This window comes from Rhodococcus sp. 21391, from assembly GCF_016772255.1.
GTDB lineage: Bacteria > Actinomycetota > Actinomycetes > Mycobacteriales > Mycobacteriaceae > Rhodococcus_F > Rhodococcus_F opacus.
Genome location: NZ_CP063781.1, coordinates 7412817 through 7427097, shown reverse-complemented (window position 1 = coordinate 7427097; position 14281 = coordinate 7412817). Strand labels below are relative to the sequence as shown.

Genomic DNA, 14281 nt, shown 5'->3' with positions numbered 1-14281 from the left:
ATGAAACTCGACAATCAGGGAGTGCTCGTCACCGGCGGCGCCTCGGGGCTCGGCCTCGCCACTGCTCAACGACTCCACAAGGCCGGCGCCCACGTCGTGATCGCTGACCTTCCCGGGTCCGCGGGCGAATCCATCGCCGCGGAGCTCGGCGAGCGGTGCGCGTTCGCGCCCACAGATGTAACCAGCGAAGCAGACGTGCAGGCCGCACTGTCACAGTTCACCGACGTACCTTTGCGCACCGTCGTCAACTGTGCGGGGATCGCACCTCCCAAGCGGATCATCGGCCGCAACGGTCCGCACGACCTCGACCAGTTCCGGAAGGTCATCGAGGTCAATCTGATCGGAACCTTCAACGTCCTGCGGCTCGCTGCCGACTCCATGCGCACTCACGAATTGGTGGACGGCGAACGCGGCGTCATTGTGATGACCGCGTCGATCGCTGCCTTTGACGGTCAGATCGGTCAGGCCGCCTACAGCTCGTCGAAGGCCGGCGTTCACGGACTGACCCTCACCGCCGCACGTGACCTCGCAGAACACGCGATCCGCGTCTGCTCCGTCGCACCAGGAATCTTCGAAACCCCGATGCTGCTCGGGCTTCCGCCCGCGGCCCAGAAGGCACTGGGAGCCCAGGTTCCTCACCCCAGCCGCCTCGGAAAACCGGAAGAATTCGCTCAGTTGGTCGAGCACATCGTCGAGAACCCCATGCTGAACGGAGAAACGATCCGCCTCGACGGAGCCATCCGCATGCCACCCAAGTAACGATCGACGGTGCGCTGCAACGGCACATCAGCCGCCGAACCACGCCTGTAGCACGCAAGCTGGCGACGGGCTGACCCACCGCCCAGCAGCGGTGTGTCGGCCCGTCGAAGCTGACCCACACTCGCCCGCTCACTGCCCTGCCCGTGACACCCACACGCGCACCACAGCGAATGGAATCCTGCACTGCACGTTGGAGGAGAGATGACCGACATCGACTACTCAATGATCAAGTTTGCGCAAATGTGGTCCCACTACGGAGGTGGAGACGAGTACATCCTCCCCGAATTCGGGATCTCTCCGGCGTTGTTCTACCAGCGGTTACACCAGACACTGGAGAAACGATTCATCGAGGATCTCGATCTCACTGCACGATTGACACTTCGCGACTTTTGCGCCGTCAAGCTGACTCGATACGGGGTTGTACCGGTCCGGTAGGCCTGTGCGAATGTCCACTGTGGGTCATCGGAACTGGCACCGGTCCGCGGCGTCCATATCGTGCGCTATGGCTGGCGGTTTTGTTCGACGAACCATGCGGCGATCTGCGCTCGTGATGTGAACCCGAGTTTGACCAGAATATTCTCCACATGTCCCTGGGCAGTGCGTGGTGAAATGACCAGCCTCGCCGCAATTTCTCGGTTGGTCAAACCCTCGCTCACCAATTCTGCGACCTGACTTTCACGTTGAGTCAAATCGTTCCCTGCCCCGGACCGACGGGCGGAGTGCACGAGAGGACTTTCGTTGAGAGCTAACGCAGTGGCTTCGTCGAAGTTGAGGGCCTGTCCATTTCGAAAGGCCGCTGCATATGCGGCGTCGCCGAGCCCCTTGCGGGTTCGGCGCTCGCACTGCGCGTGATAGTCGACCATGCCGGGAATGTGCACCGTCGGACCGCCCACGACCTTACGGAGTGCTCTGGCAGCGCCCATCAGCACCGCCGCTCTTTCCTCTTGCCCTTCCTCTGCCGCAATCCAACTCAACGCTTCGACGCAGAGCGCGCCGCTCACAGGATCGTCGACCCGATGGGCGATTCGTACCCCCTCCTCCAGAAGCTCGGATCCCGCTCGTGACCGTCCTTGCCGCCACGACACCAGCCCGAGAACCCACAGCGAGTACGCGCGGTACACGGACTCACCATGTTCTCGCGTGATAGCCAACACTTCCTGGTGCGATGCAATCGCCAGTGCGGCATTACCGACCAACCAGCCGGCAAGCCCCCGGGCGACCAGGGCTTCGATCCGGCGAACGAGATTCGCCTCGGGGCGAAGACCACTGAGAGCATGCTCGAAACAGGTGACCGCTTTCGCAGGCTCACCGCTGTACAACGCTAAGTTCCCTTCCACGTAGGACACGGCCGCGCTGATCTCGGCGTCGCCCAAAAGCTCGGCCAGTTCTCGCGCCTTCGCCGCCAGGGGCACTGCCGCGGCGATGTCCCCCTGCAGGCCGGCCATCTCCCCACTCAGGTACAAGGCTTGAACCCGTTCCACCGTCGGAGATTCCCCGTCAGCAGCGAGGAGTCGGTCCAGCCAACGCCGGCCTTCGCTGAACAGGCCACGCGTAAACCAGAACGGGTACAGGGCGACCGCCATTCGTAGACCGACGACAGCCTCACCGGTCTCAGAGGTGCAGAACTCCATCGCATCGCGGATGTTCGGTTGTTCCTGCTGCAACCGAGTGATCCAGGCGGTCTGCTGCGGCGAAATCCACTCGGACTCTGCATGCTTCACCAACTGGAGGTACCAGTCCCGGTGCCGGCGCGCCACGGTGGAGTACTCACCGCTCTCCTGCAATTTGTCGCGGCCATAAGCACGAAGAGTCTCCAGCATGCGAAACCGCACCCCGGCAACCGATTCTTCGCGAATCAAGATCGACTTGTTAACCAGTGACTCGAGAATATCCAGGGGCGGGACTGAGCCGAAGTAACCCCCGCTCACCCCTTCCACACCCTCGAGGTCGAAGAGGCCTGCGAATATGGAAACGTGTGCCCACAACCGCTGCTCATCCGGCGTGCAAAGCCAATAGCTCCAGTCGACGGACATACGCAACGATTGCTGCCGACTCGGTGCGCCCCGGTGGCCTCTCGTCAGTAGCGCGTACCTATCGGTCAATCTGTCGCGGATCTGTGTTGCTGACATTGCCCGCAACCGCACCGCCGCCAGTTCGATTGACAGCGGCAATCCATCTACCTGTTGGCAGATCTGGGTGATGGCTGGCTTGTTGGCATCAGTCAGGTCGAAGTCGGGTACCGCCGCGTGCGCCCGTTCGACGAACAGTGCCACTGCGTCGGTAATCGTTACTCCGCGCCCAGACGGAGGAGGCGCCGTGGCGTCCGGGACCGTGAGCGGAGGTACCCTCATCACCGTCTCGCCAGCGAGGTCCAAAGATTCACGGCTGGTGGCGAGGACCTTCAGATTCGGACACGCTCGCAGCAGCGGTTCGACCAGTCCTGCAACCGCCGCGATTATGTGCTCACAGTTATCGACGATCAGCAGAAGATTCCGGTCAGAAACATACTCTGCCAGCAATAACGATGGTGGACGCGCGGAACGTTCCCGAAGGCCGAACGTGTCAGCGAAGGTGTCCGCCAAGAGCGCTGGATCTCGGAGCCGTCCCAATTCGACCAACCACACACCGTCGGTGAAAGCGCGACGCGCATCCGCGCCGACTTTCAACGCCAACCGCGTCTTGCCGACGCCACCGATACCAGTGAAGGTCACCAAACGCGATACCGACAGAAGGCGTTTGGCCTCGGCCAACTCGGTACGGCGGCCAACGAAGCTGGTCAGCTCGAGTGGGAGGTTTCCGTCCTTGCGGCGACGCGGCAGGAAGGGCGGTGACGGTGCCTCTTCTGCAGGCAGTTGTTCGTTCGCCGTCGGCGTAGCGCCACGATCCGAACCCGCCAGCACGTCCACGCGGTATGTCCGCTCCCCCGCCGGCATTGCCATATCGTCCACGTTCCGGTCGTTGTGACGCTCGACGTCGCGAAGGAGGTTTCCCAACTCTTCCGCGGATCCCGGGCGATCGGCAACGGTTCGCGCCATCGCCCGTTCAATCGTCAGGCGGAGGTCCGCCGGGAGATTCCGACCGGTCAACTCAGGGGTCGGTTCCGTCGTGATCCGCAGGAATTGTGCCATCACCTGCTCACCGCTGAGACGCTCGAAGGCCGCATGCCCGGTGACGGCACAGAACAATGTGGCGCCGAGACCGTAGATATCGGAGGAGATCGATGGAGCCTCCCCCTGAAGCACCTCCGGCGCGGTAAACGCGGGCGATCCGGTGACTGTTCCCTTGACAGTCTCAAACGCCCCAACGATGCGCGCGATGCCGAAGTCGGTCAGTTGCGGTTCCCCATAATCGGTGATCAGGATGTTCCCAGGCTTCACATCGCGGTGAAGCACACCCATCTGATGCACTGTCTCCAACGCACCCGCCAACTTGACGCCTAATCGAAGCGCTTCAGCCCAAGGAAGCGGACCGTTCCTACGGATCTCAGCTTCGAGGGATCCACGTGAGTTGTATTGCATGACGATGAATGGGCGACCGCTGGCCGTTTTGCCGACGTCGTGAATGGTCACAATCTGCGGATGACCTGACACACGGCCCATGGCCTGTTGTTCGCGGAAGAAGCGTGCCAAGTTCTCCGAGTCGACGTCGGCGGTCAGCACCTTGACCGCGACCGTACGGTCCAGGGAGGGCTGCCGACAGCGGAATACGACGCCGAACCCGCCACGGCCGATCTCCTGGACGTCTTCGAACCCCGTCGCAACGAGTTCCTCGGCGATCGCATAGGCGACATCCTGCTGGGTTGTGTGGGGATCGAAGTCAACCATCCACTTCAACCTCACACGGTTCCGCAATTGATACCGATCGGTCCTCTATGCCCTGCTACTCGAGGTTCTGACCGCTCAGTTTCAGAGTAGTCCGACCTCGCCGCAGGGTGGATCGAAACGATCGGCTCCCTCGCGGGCTGCGGTCTCGGTGCAACTGATCTGCGACTGCCACCGAGCGATCCTGGCGCCCACGGAGAGGCCGATGCCGGAAATGGCGGCGAGAACAACGATCGCGACCGGACGGATACCCCTGCGGGGCACGAGAATGGCACCGACAATCAGGACAGAAGCACCCCACCGGTATCCATGACCGCGCCCAGCGGAGAGTTGCCGCCCGTTGCCCGCCTCCTAGACAACTGGGTCACCCACCTCGGCCGGCCAGCCGAGCCCAGGTGGCCTTCGGGCAGGTTACCGAAGTGCCATTCCCGGGACGCGCGCCCTGATCGCTTCCATCGTGGCTTCGTCGGACACGCCCTGCCAGTCGTACCGCGGCGTGTATGGCGCCGTGAGGGCGCACAGCTCGTCGTCGGTGAGGTCGACGTCCAGCGATGCGATGGCGTCGTCGATCTGCATGATCGAGCCGGCCCCGACCAACGGGGCTGTCACGACGGGTTGGCGGTGCAGCCACGCAAGGGCAACTGCCGCGCGGCTCACACCGTGGTCGGCGGCGACCTGCCCGACCGCGTCGATGATCGCGTGGTTCGATGCCTCCTGATCGGGAGAGTAGAGCATGTCGGCGTACGCGCCGTCCGTCTCCGAGCGGGTGGTCGCCTTCGCGTCGTCCCAGCCGCGGGCGAGGCGGCCCCTGGCGAGAGGACTCCAGATAATGGTGCCCACGCCCTCGTCCAGGCACAGAGGGATCATCTCCCGCTCTTCCTCGCGGGCGAGCAGGTTGTAGTGGTCCTGCATCGAGACAAACCGCGCCCAGCCATGCTGCTTCTGCAGATGCAGAGCCTTCGCGAACTCCCACGCGAACATCGACGACGCACCGAGATAGCGCACCTTGCCTCCCTTCACGAGGTCACTGAGGGCTTCAAGAGTCTCCTCGAGCGGGGTCGAATGGTCGTTGCGGTGCACCTGGTATAGGTCGATGTAGTCGGTTCCTAGCCGTTCGAGCGAGTGGTCGACCTCGGTCATGATCGCCTTGCGCGAAAGACCCCGACCGTTCGGACCCGAGCGCATCGGGTGGCGCAACTTCGTGGCGATCACCACTTCGTCGCGATTCGCAAAGTCGCGAAGCGCGCGACCCAGGATCCCCTCGCTGGACCCATTCGAGTACATGTTGGCGGTGTCGAAGAAGTTGATCCCAGCGTCCAGTGCGTGCTTGATGAGCGGCCGAGCGTCGCCCTCACCGAGCGACCAGACCGGGTGGCCGCGGTCGGGTTCGCCGTAGGTCATCGCGCCGATTGCGATGGGTGATACGTCCAGGCCGGTGGAGCCGAGTTTGATGTACTGCATGGTGCTCCTATAGATTAAGTGGAGAGCTCTCCATATAATTTAGTGGAGAGCTCTCCGGATAGCAAGGATGGGGAACATGGTTCGTTCAGACGCCCGCGAAAATCGGGCTCGCATCCTGGAGGCTGCCCGCCAGGCCTTCGCCGAGGACGGCGAGACCTCGATGAACCAGGTCGCTCAACGTTCCGGCGTGGGCGCCGGCACCCTGTATCGCAACTTCCCCACCCGCGAGGCGCTCGTGCTAGCCGTCTACCAGCGGGAGGTCGAACAGATCATCGACACCGTGGCGGGACTTCTGGCCACTCTTCCGCCACTGGAGGCACTCCGGTGCTGGACCACCGACTTGGTTGCCGCCATGCGAAAGAAGCACGGCCTCGGCGATGCCCTCAGCCCCAGCGCGCATCAAACGATCACCGAACAGACTTACGGCCCGGTCATCGCCGCCATCACACAGCTCCTCGATGCCGGCAAACGCGACGGCACCATTCGGACGGATGCCGACCCCGGCGACTTCCTCCAGCTCACCGGCGCCTTATGGCGCGCCGCATCCGGAGCGAGAGACCGATCCCAACCCATGCTCGGTCTCATACTCGACGGTCTCAGCACCGAACAGCAGCGCTAGGCAAGTCCCAGGACGCAGCACCGGAGCCCGCGGCTGCGGCTGCGGCTGCGGCTGCGGCTGCGGCTGCGGCTGCGGCATAACATTGGTCGTCGCTCCAGCCACCACCCGCACGGTACAACCTGTTCAAGGTCTGCGAGATGACCGCGAAGGCGGCGGACCCCCTCGGGCTCTGGTCGAGCACTCCCGAGTCTCATCGTCGACGCCTCGCTCTGTCAGCGGAATACCCACCGCCGCAACGATTTCCGTTCACCACACCGCTCGCGGTAGCCCTGCCGGTTAGGCGCGCCCGCACGTTCGCCGGGCGGCGCTCAGTCACTGGAAGAGGGACGTGTCATCTCCGCTGTACAACCGCCATGTTCTCCGGTTCAGGACGTGGCCGGAACCCTCCCGACGAGAGTGCCCCGCATCGGTATCGATGCGGGGCACTCGGCTCAGAGGGGACAGCGGAGGCTGCTGTCGGTTAGCTGCGTGAGAGTCCGGGCTGGATCTGGATCTGCCCAGGGTTGGCCTTGGGCTTGCCCACCGTCCATTCACCGTCCGCACCACACACCAGGGCGCCATCGCGATCGCCGGGCTTGCCGTACGTCACCGTCTCGTTGCCTTGGGAGTCCGTGTTCACGATCGGACACGGACCACCGGTGGGACCGTTCGGACCGATCGGCTCGGCATGAGCGACGGACGCCGCCCCGACCACACCCAGGACCGACAAGGCAGTGAAGGCGATGGCGGCAACGGTTCGGCGGGCGTTGACATTCAGTTTCTCCAAAGTGCGGGGAAGTACGTCGGTGACAGGTACAACTCTGCCCACTCCAGCACCCGATCTGAAGCAACCCCAGGGGCCGTTCACCCACCCCAGGAGTGGAAACACCCCACACCAACACGAAGTTAGAAGCTGACCGGTCGATATCGAACACGGATACACCAAGCCGGGCGTTCACACCCGCTACCGTTTCCGGGTATGGGGACCACCTTCCACGGACCGAGCCCGTGGCCGCACACGATCGCCGGCCACAACCCGGACGCGTCGTTCCCCGGCGCGAAGAAGCCTTTGTGGAGGTAGCCGAGGCGCTCCTCGTCCGGGAAGGAGGAGTCCGCGCACTTCACGGCGAGTTCCGTCAGTGTGGACGGATAGTTCTTCGCCCCCTGCCGCCGCAACGACTACCCCGCGGACGAGGGCGGGCCGGTGCGCTGCCAGAGTCCTCGCCACGTAGTGGCCGTATGCGTGCCCGACGACCATTGCGGGGCCGTTGTCCTGGTCTTCGATCACGGTCGCAATGTCAGCGGCCAGGTCGTGGAGTGTGATCGCCTCGAGTGGTCCCTCACTGCCCCCGATCCCGCGCGATTGGGGACGTGACACGTGGAAGTTGTGGTCCGCGAGTCCCGCCGCGACGGGGTCGTAGGAACCCGGGCCGAGCGATGGCAACAGGACAACTGAGGGACCCGTACCTTCCCTGACCACCTCGATCACGGAGTCCGACGTACGCACAAACTGAGTTGTCCTGTCTGCCGTCTGCATTCTGTTCCTAATCGCGGTTGCCGCGGGCGGGCATCGGAACGGTGTCGACAGGAGAGTTGTTCGGGCCGTCAGTCCACGGCGGGGTCGAGCGCGAAGTTGTAGGTCACCACCTTCCGCCCGGTGTCGTCGAGTCGGGGGTCGAGGAGAAGTTCGGGCTTCGTGGCACCGGCGACGTCGTCGTCGATCCAGTCACCGCCGGCGAAGTACAGTTGCGTGATGATGGGCTGTTTGCCCGGTGCCGTCACCCGCAGGTGCAGATGCGCAGGTCGCCACGGGTGCCAGCCTGCCGCGGCGATGAACTGTCCGGTGGGACCGTCGGTCGGGATCTGGTACGGCGCAGGCGCAATCGTGGTGATGTCGAAGTGGCCCTCGGTGTCGGTGACGATGGTGCCGCGCAGGTTCCATTCCGGCAGGTGTGGGGCGAACTGCGAGTAGAAGCCGTCGCTGTCGGCATGCCAGAGTTCGATCACCGCCCCGCCGAGGCCGGCGCCGTCCAGGTCGGTCACCTGCCCGCGCAGAACGAGCGCGGTGTGCACGCGGTCTTCGTCCCGCATGGGAAGGGTGCACTGCGCTGGAAGTTCCGGTGCGCCCGGCACGTAGTACGGTCCCTCGATGCTGCCCTTGGTGCCCTGGAAGTTCCGGGAGTTGACGTCTTCGATCTCGTGCTCGACGAACACGTCGAGCAGCAGTGGCCACTCGCCGCCTTCTCCGACGTCGATGAGCCATTGCTTGAGGACCCGGTATTCGGGGTAGGTGATGGCGTACTTCTGGATCAGGGCGCCGAGATCGGCGAGGGCTTGGGTGGCGATGGCGGACAGGCGTTCCGGGGAGGTGTCGGCGGTGAACCGCTCGCCTGTGAACTTGTCGGTGGCGGCGTTGCCGGATCCGGCAGCGCTCGGTGTCGTCGTAGTCGTCATACTCTCTCCTTTTGTGAGCGGGGTGACCGGTTCGGTTGGGTCATCGATGGGCTGTGGAACCGGCACGGGTGCGTCCCGTCCGGTGGGTCGGGTTCGGGGGACGTCGTCGTCCGACACTGCGCTTCTCTTTTGCCGTTGGCGACGCCTCGCAGCGGCTGGAGCGGTGATCGCGTGTCCGCACCAAGGCTCAGCGCTGTGCGGCGGGGGTGGTGGCCACCTGGTTCGGGTCGTGACTGTGAATCCAGTGCAGGACGTCGGGTACTCGTGTCATGGTGTCGGCGAAGTCCGCTCCGTCGTCTTGATCACTGATGCGCATCATCTGGCCGGTGACCCACGAGGCCTGTTGTACCGCGCGGGTGTGGCCCCGTCGGCGGCGTTCGTAGTCACCGAACGCGGTTTCGGGTGAGGTGGACGCGAGATCTTCGAAGGCGTACGCGAGTGCCGCGGCGTCCTCGAGGGTCTGATTGGCACCCTGGCCTTGGTGTGGCACCATCGCGTGCGCGGCGTCTCCGAGCAGAACGGTCCGTCCTCGGCTCCACCGCGGAAGGGGATCACGGACGAACAGGCCCCAGCGGGGGCTGACCGGGACTGCGGACAGCATGCGCAGAACATCGGGGTGCCACCCGTCGAATGCGCCGAGTAGCTCGTCGAGGGGTCGGCCCGGCATCACCCATTCCGGCGAGTTCCAGTCTGCTGGTGCATCGATGACTGCCAGGAAGTTGATCGTGCGGCCCCCGTCGATCGCGTAGTGCAGGACGTGCCCGTTCGGGCCGACCCAGAACTGGATGGCCATCGGGTCCGGAAGGTTCGGGACCTTCTCGGTGGGCACCAACCCGCGGAACCCGCTCTGTCCCGAGTAGCGGATGTAGGATTTGCCGTTGACGTGCTGCTGGACGATGGACTTGGCGCCGTCCGCGCCGACGACGAAGTCGGCATCCACCTGAGTGCCGTTGGTGAACGTCAGCCGAATCCGCTCGCCGATCTCGTCGAGTGAGTCCAGCCGGTGATCGAGGTGCACCCGGTCAGGTCCCCACGCGTCCATCAGCACTTTCTGCAGGTCCGCGCGGTGCAACCCGTAGTAGTTCGAACCGAATTGTTCGCGATACTCTGCCCGGTTGCCGTACTGGTACAAGGGGTTACCCGAGCGGCCGTGCCGGATGATCAGACCGGTCGGCACTGTCGCGACTTCCTGCAGTCGGTCACCCAGCCCCAGCCCCTCCAAGACTCGGACCCCGTTCGAGGAGAGCGCCACCGCGGCGCCCACCGCCACCAATTCCGGTGCCTGCTCGAACACCTGCGCGTCGATTCCCCGGCGCCGCAACGCGATCGCCAACGTCAGTCCGCCGATGCCGGCACCGATGATCGCCACCGTCGCCGTTGTAGATGTTTTCATGTCAATCCCAGTTTCTCGTTTCGGTATTCCCACCGTGTGGCAGTAGATTCCGCGATCGGGTGGTCGGTGCGGTTTGCCGGTGACCGTGCGGGCGATCGATTGGGACGACCCGCCCGCACGGTCGAGCGAAGGGCGGTCAGCGGGTCGCGAAGCTCACGAGTGAGCCGTAGAACGGAAGTGCACTGTCGGAGAACACGGCCGCCAGTTCCGCTCCGCCCGGGTTCCGCCAGTCCCGTTGCAGTTCGGCTGCGACGGCGACCGTGCTGTTGAGCACGACGCCGGCGGTCTGCATTCGGGCCGCCGCTGCCTGGGAGGCCAACGCGCTCCACGTGCCTGACGCATCGAGCACCGCGTGCGCGTGGTATCCGCGCGAGATCGCGGACAGCGCCGCGAACGTGACGCAGACGTCAGTGCTGATACCGGCGATGATCAGGTGCGATCGACCTGTAGCTCGGATGGCGGCCTCGAAGTCCTGGTTGTCGAAGGCATCGATCTCGCCGGGCCGTCGAATGAGTGTTGCGTCCGGCAGCAGCCGGGACAGCTCGGGCAGCAGGTCCCCGTTGGGGCCGTCGTCCGCGCTGGTGGTGATGACTACGGGGATGTCGTAGGCGGTAGCGAACCCGGCCAGGGAGACGACGTTTCGGCGGAGTTGCTCCTGGTCTTGGTCGTGGACACCGAGGATCAGTCCGAGCTGGTGGTCCACCAGCACCAGGGCGGAGTTCTCCCGGGTGATGCGATTGTCGGGGTACTGCGTGTCGGTCATAAGAGTTTCCTTACTGAAGATGCCGGTTGATGTTCGCGAGGATCAGTGTTCGATTTCCTGCTCGTTGATCGGCCCCCAGATGTTGATGGTGGCGACGTCGACCTCCCAGGTCCGCGGACCCTGCGGGTACGTCTCGTGCCACGGGCGCGGTTCCCAGTACCCCTTGGACTCGTCGTGGATGACGTCGAGTTGGGTGAACAGTTCGATGGTGTTGCCATCGGGGTCCTTGTGGTAGGTGAACAGGTTGTGCCCGGGACCGTGGCGGCCGGGACCCCAGTGCAGCCGGAAATCGTTCTTGGCGAGGTGGTCGATCATGGTGATCAGGTGGTTCGGGTCGCGCATCTCGTAAGCGATGTGGTGCATGCCCGACTTCGTGGTGCTGGCCAGGAAATTGGCCGCGTGGTGATCGGCGTTGCACCGCAGGAACACGAAGAAGTCGCCAATGGTGTCGGACCACTTGAAGCCGAGGAGGTCCTGGTAGAAGTTCTGCATCCGCTCCAGTTCCGGGGTGAAGGCGGCGACGTGCCCGAGCTTGGTGGGCCGCAGCGGGGCGCGCCCGTCGACACCACTGGGGTCCTGGCCCTCGATCAGGTGCAATTCGATGCCGGTGCCCGGTTCGGTCATGACGACGACGTCGGGGGTGCCGGGCGCGATGTCCGAACGGCGCTGTGCCTCGTAGCCGGCGTCCTTCAATCGTTGCTGGGCGTCGGTGAGCGAGCCTCAGACCTCGTAGCCGACGGCCGACCGGGCCTTCTTCTGGCCCTTCTTGATCACCACGCAATGGTGATCGGCGCCGGTGGTGAGGAAGGCTGCGTCCGCGCTCTGTTCGACGGTTTCGAAGTCGAGGACCTGGGTGTAGTACCACACCATCCGCTCGACATCGGGGGTATCGAAGGTGACGTAGCCGAGCTTCGACACGGGGGCGGCGGGTTCGACGGCACTGGGGTGGGCGGTGGTGCTCATGGGTTTTCCTTTAGCTCGTAGGTGCAGTTGCTTCGTCCCCGTCATCGGGGTCGGCCGTTCAGTCGACGAGGAGGGCGACACGGCCAACGTTGGCGCTCGATTCCACGTAGCGGTGGGCCTCGGCGGCGGCGGCCAGGGGGAAGGTGCGGTCGATCACGCTGCGGAACCCGGCGCGGACCTCTTCCCACAGCCGGACGGCGGCGGCGCGGTTGCCGGTCCGTACCCCGATAATGCGCAGCCCCCGGGAATAGAGTCGTTGCAGATCGACGGTGACGTCGTGCCCGAGGAACGCCCCGGAGCTGACCATCGCCCCGCCCGGCGCGAGGGCGGCCATTCCCTTCGACCAGAGCAGCGGGTCGCCGAGGTTGTCGATCACGATGTCGGCACCGGAGCCCGCGAATGCCGCGCGCACGTCGTCGGCGAAGGTGTGCGATGCCGAGTCGAGGACGTTGTCGAACCCCAACTCGCGCAGACGTTCTCGTTTCGCCGGTTGCCGCGAGCTGACGATCACCTCGGCCCGGAGGTGTTTCGCCAGGAGCGCGGTGGTGGAGCCGAGCGCCGACGTGGCGCCTTGCACGATGACCCGTTGCCCGGTGCGGTAACCGGCGCGCAGCAACTGGTTCATCGCGACCGGGCCGGCGAGAGCGACGGCGACCGCGTCGGCTGGACTCATCTGCGCCGGCACCGGGAACACGTTGACGGCGGGCACCGCGACGTACTGCGCGTAGGCGCCCGGTCGGTGGGTGCCGATGATCTCGAGGGTCGGGGACAGTTCGTCGTATCCCGATTGCACCAGGGGGCAGGAGGGGTCGGTGATCACCGGAAACGTCGCGACTCGGGCGCCGAGCGCGACGGTCGAGACGTGCGCGCCGGCCGCCACCACCACGCCGGCGTGCTCGGCGCCGAGGATGTGTGGAAACGTAAAGGTCGCGTAGGGGTGGTGTCCGGAGCGGGCAACGAGATCGAGCAGGCGTCCGACGCTGACCACACCCACCCGAATGAGGACCTCATCGGGGCCGGGGACGGGGGTGGGCACGGTCTCGACGGTCAGGACCTCGGGGCCGCCGAATTCTCGGAATGTCACGGCGGTCATGGTCGGTCCGGTGCGAGTCGGAGTCGGCCAGGCGCCGGCGTGCGGTGGTGCGGTGTGCTGGGGGGTGCTCATTTGACGACAATCGTGTTGGTGAGTCGGCCGATGCCGTCGATGTCCACGGTCACGACGTCACCGTCTCGGAGGAAGTCGTGGCGGGGCATCCCGACACCGGCGGGGGTGCCGGTGAGGATGATGTCCCCCGGTGCGAGGGTCATGATCCGGCTGGCGGCGGCGACCAGGTCGAATACGCCGGTCACCATCTGGGCGGTGTCGGAGTCCTGCTTGACCACCCCGTTGACGTCGAGGCGGATCTTGAGCGACTGCGGATCGGGGACCTGCCAGGACGGGACGATGCCCGGGCCGAGGGGGCAGAAGCCGTTCTGGCTCTTGTGCCCGACCCAGTCCCATTCGAAGGCGGGAAAGACGGAGTTGTCGCGGTGGAAGACGCCGCGGTCGGAGATATCGTTCGCGACGACGTAGCCGGCGATATGAGCGGGCGCCTCGGCCGCGGTGATCGCGGTGCATTCGGTGCCGATGACGACGCCGAGTTCGGCTTCCCAGTCCACCTTCGAGCGACCGTCGTCGAAGATCGCGATGGCGGCGTCCGGTCCGACGACAGAAGTGGCGGGGGATTTGAGGAAGAAGAAGGGTTCGGCGTCGGGGTCGGGGCGAGCGGTGCCCATCTCCTCGGCGTGGTCGTAATAGTTGGCCCCGGCGCACAACACCGTGTTGGGGTAGGTGATCGGCGCCAGCAGGGAGGCCCCGTCGACTGGAGTGAGGGCTTCGACGTCCAGATCGAGCAGAAGCGGTCGGTGGGCTGACCATTCCCGCAGCAGGCTCAGGGCATCGAGGTCGCGCAGAGCGTCCGGGACGGTGCGGACGAGCCCGTCGGCGGCGATGCCGAGGCGGGTGTCCTCACCGGTGGTGGTGTACTGGACCAGGGACCAGAGGGTGGGGGTCATGTTCGTGCTTTCCG

At 64.9% G+C, this 14281-nt stretch carries 14 protein-coding genes; 3 read left to right on the top strand and 11 right to left on the bottom strand.

Going from position 1 to position 14281, the window contains the following annotated elements:
* Together GO592_RS34495 and GO592_RS34490 are read left to right on the top strand one after the other, a co-directional pair.
* Complete coding sequence (locus tag GO592_RS34495; RefSeq protein ID WP_105422024.1) at nucleotides 1–759, top strand: 3-hydroxyacyl-CoA dehydrogenase; 759 nt, start codon at nucleotides 1–3, stop codon at nucleotides 757–759.
* A 201-nt stretch (nucleotides 760–960) separates the two neighbouring features.
* Nucleotides 961–1194, top strand: coding sequence for a DUF3263 domain-containing protein (locus GO592_RS34490; RefSeq protein ID WP_172651828.1), 234 nt, complete (start codon nucleotides 961–963; stop codon nucleotides 1192–1194).
* Between the two features lie 65 nt (nucleotides 1195–1259).
* Here GO592_RS34490 and GO592_RS34485 read toward each other — a convergent pair whose 3' ends face one another.
* Entirely contained in the window at nucleotides 1260–4583 is a 3324-nt protein-coding gene (locus GO592_RS34485; RefSeq protein ID WP_202715077.1) for a protein kinase domain-containing protein, read from the bottom strand.
* A 408-nt stretch (nucleotides 4584–4991) separates the two neighbouring features.
* Nucleotides 4992–6041 carry an aldo/keto reductase gene (locus GO592_RS34480; protein WP_202715076.1) on the bottom strand — a complete coding sequence of 350 codons (1050 nt, stop codon included), beginning with the start codon at nucleotides 6039–6041 and terminating at the stop codon, nucleotides 4992–4994.
* A 76-nt stretch (nucleotides 6042–6117) separates the two neighbouring features.
* Between GO592_RS34480 and GO592_RS34475 the strand changes: the two genes are divergently transcribed.
* Nucleotides 6118–6660: a TetR/AcrR family transcriptional regulator gene (locus tag GO592_RS34475; protein WP_237737182.1), complete on the top strand. Its 543-nt coding sequence runs from the start codon at nucleotides 6118–6120 to the stop codon at nucleotides 6658–6660.
* Between the two features lie 460 nt (nucleotides 6661–7120).
* On the opposite strand, the gene GO592_RS34470 is transcribed toward GO592_RS34475, so the two are convergent.
* The 9 genes from GO592_RS34470 to GO592_RS34435 form a co-directional block, all read right to left on the bottom strand.
* Nucleotides 7121–7468, bottom strand: a complete 348-nt coding sequence (locus GO592_RS34470) for a hypothetical protein (protein WP_237737181.1) — start codon at nucleotides 7466–7468, stop codon at nucleotides 7121–7123.
* A gap of 135 nt (nucleotides 7469–7603) precedes the next feature.
* Nucleotides 7604–8176: an alpha/beta fold hydrolase gene (locus GO592_RS34465; RefSeq protein WP_237737180.1), complete on the bottom strand. Its 573-nt coding sequence runs from the start codon at nucleotides 8174–8176 to the stop codon at nucleotides 7604–7606.
* Between the two features lie 68 nt (nucleotides 8177–8244).
* Nucleotides 8245–9093, bottom strand: coding sequence for a catechol 1,2-dioxygenase (gene catA, locus GO592_RS34460; RefSeq protein WP_172651833.1), 849 nt, complete (start codon nucleotides 9091–9093; stop codon nucleotides 8245–8247).
* 187 nt (nucleotides 9094–9280) lie between these two features.
* The gene (locus GO592_RS34455) at nucleotides 9281–10486 is read right to left on the bottom strand and encodes an FAD-dependent oxidoreductase (protein ID WP_172651834.1); all 1206 of its coding nucleotides are present in this window, start codon (nucleotides 10484–10486) and stop codon (nucleotides 9281–9283) included.
* 136 nt (nucleotides 10487–10622) lie between these two features.
* On the bottom strand, nucleotides 10623–11249 hold the full coding sequence (locus tag GO592_RS34450) for an isochorismatase family protein (RefSeq protein ID WP_172651835.1): 627 nt from the start codon (nucleotides 11247–11249) through the stop codon (nucleotides 10623–10625).
* 42 nt (nucleotides 11250–11291) lie between these two features.
* Entirely contained in the window at nucleotides 11292–11942 is a 651-nt protein-coding gene (locus tag GO592_RS34445; protein ID WP_237737179.1) for a VOC family protein, read from the bottom strand.
* Between the two features lie 27 nt (nucleotides 11943–11969).
* Nucleotides 11970–12212, bottom strand: a complete 243-nt coding sequence (locus GO592_RS45010; protein ID WP_237737178.1) for a VOC family protein — start codon at nucleotides 12210–12212, stop codon at nucleotides 11970–11972.
* Nucleotides 12213–12270: 58 nt separating this feature from the next.
* On the bottom strand, nucleotides 12271–13377 hold the full coding sequence (locus GO592_RS34440; RefSeq protein ID WP_237737177.1) for a zinc-binding dehydrogenase: 1107 nt from the start codon (nucleotides 13375–13377) through the stop codon (nucleotides 12271–12273).
* The gene (locus GO592_RS34435; protein WP_172651837.1) at nucleotides 13374–14267 is read right to left on the bottom strand and encodes a fumarylacetoacetate hydrolase family protein; all 894 of its coding nucleotides are present in this window, start codon (nucleotides 14265–14267) and stop codon (nucleotides 13374–13376) included. Before GO592_RS34435 ends, GO592_RS34440 begins: the two co-directional genes overlap by 4 nt.
* Nucleotides 14268–14281: the final 14 nt, after the last annotated feature.

Excerpts from the sequence above, each read along its gene's own strand:
- GO592_RS34495 (WP_105422024.1), top strand. The coding sequence starts at position 1 with ATGAAACTCGACAATCAGGGAGTGCTCGTCACCGGCGGCGCCTCGGGG.
- GO592_RS34490 (WP_172651828.1), top strand. The coding sequence starts at position 961 with ATGACCGACATCGACTACTCAATGATCAAGTTTGCGCAAATGTGGTCC.
- GO592_RS34485 (WP_202715077.1), bottom strand. The coding sequence starts at position 4,583 with ATGGTTGACTTCGATCCCCACACAACCCAGCAGGATGTCGCCTATGCG.
- GO592_RS34480 (WP_202715076.1), bottom strand. The coding sequence starts at position 6,041 with ATGCAGTACATCAAACTCGGCTCCACCGGCCTGGACGTATCACCCATC.
- GO592_RS34475 (WP_237737182.1), top strand. The coding sequence starts at position 6,118 with ATGGTTCGTTCAGACGCCCGCGAAAATCGGGCTCGCATCCTGGAGGCT.
- GO592_RS34465 (WP_237737180.1), bottom strand. The coding sequence starts at position 8,176 with ATGCAGACGGCAGACAGGACAACTCAGTTTGTGCGTACGTCGGACTCC.
- catA (WP_172651833.1), bottom strand. The coding sequence starts at position 9,093 with ATGACGACTACGACGACACCGAGCGCTGCCGGATCCGGCAACGCCGCC.
- GO592_RS34455 (WP_172651834.1), bottom strand. The coding sequence starts at position 10,486 with ATGAAAACATCTACAACGGCGACGGTGGCGATCATCGGTGCCGGCATC.
- GO592_RS34450 (WP_172651835.1), bottom strand. The coding sequence starts at position 11,249 with ATGACCGACACGCAGTACCCCGACAATCGCATCACCCGGGAGAACTCC.
- GO592_RS45010 (WP_237737178.1), bottom strand. The coding sequence starts at position 12,212 with ATGAGCACCACCGCCCACCCCAGTGCCGTCGAACCCGCCGCCCCCGTG.
- GO592_RS34440 (WP_237737177.1), bottom strand. The coding sequence starts at position 13,377 with ATGAGCACCCCCCAGCACACCGCACCACCGCACGCCGGCGCCTGGCCG.
- GO592_RS34435 (WP_172651837.1), bottom strand. The coding sequence starts at position 14,267 with ATGACCCCCACCCTCTGGTCCCTGGTCCAGTACACCACCACCGGTGAG.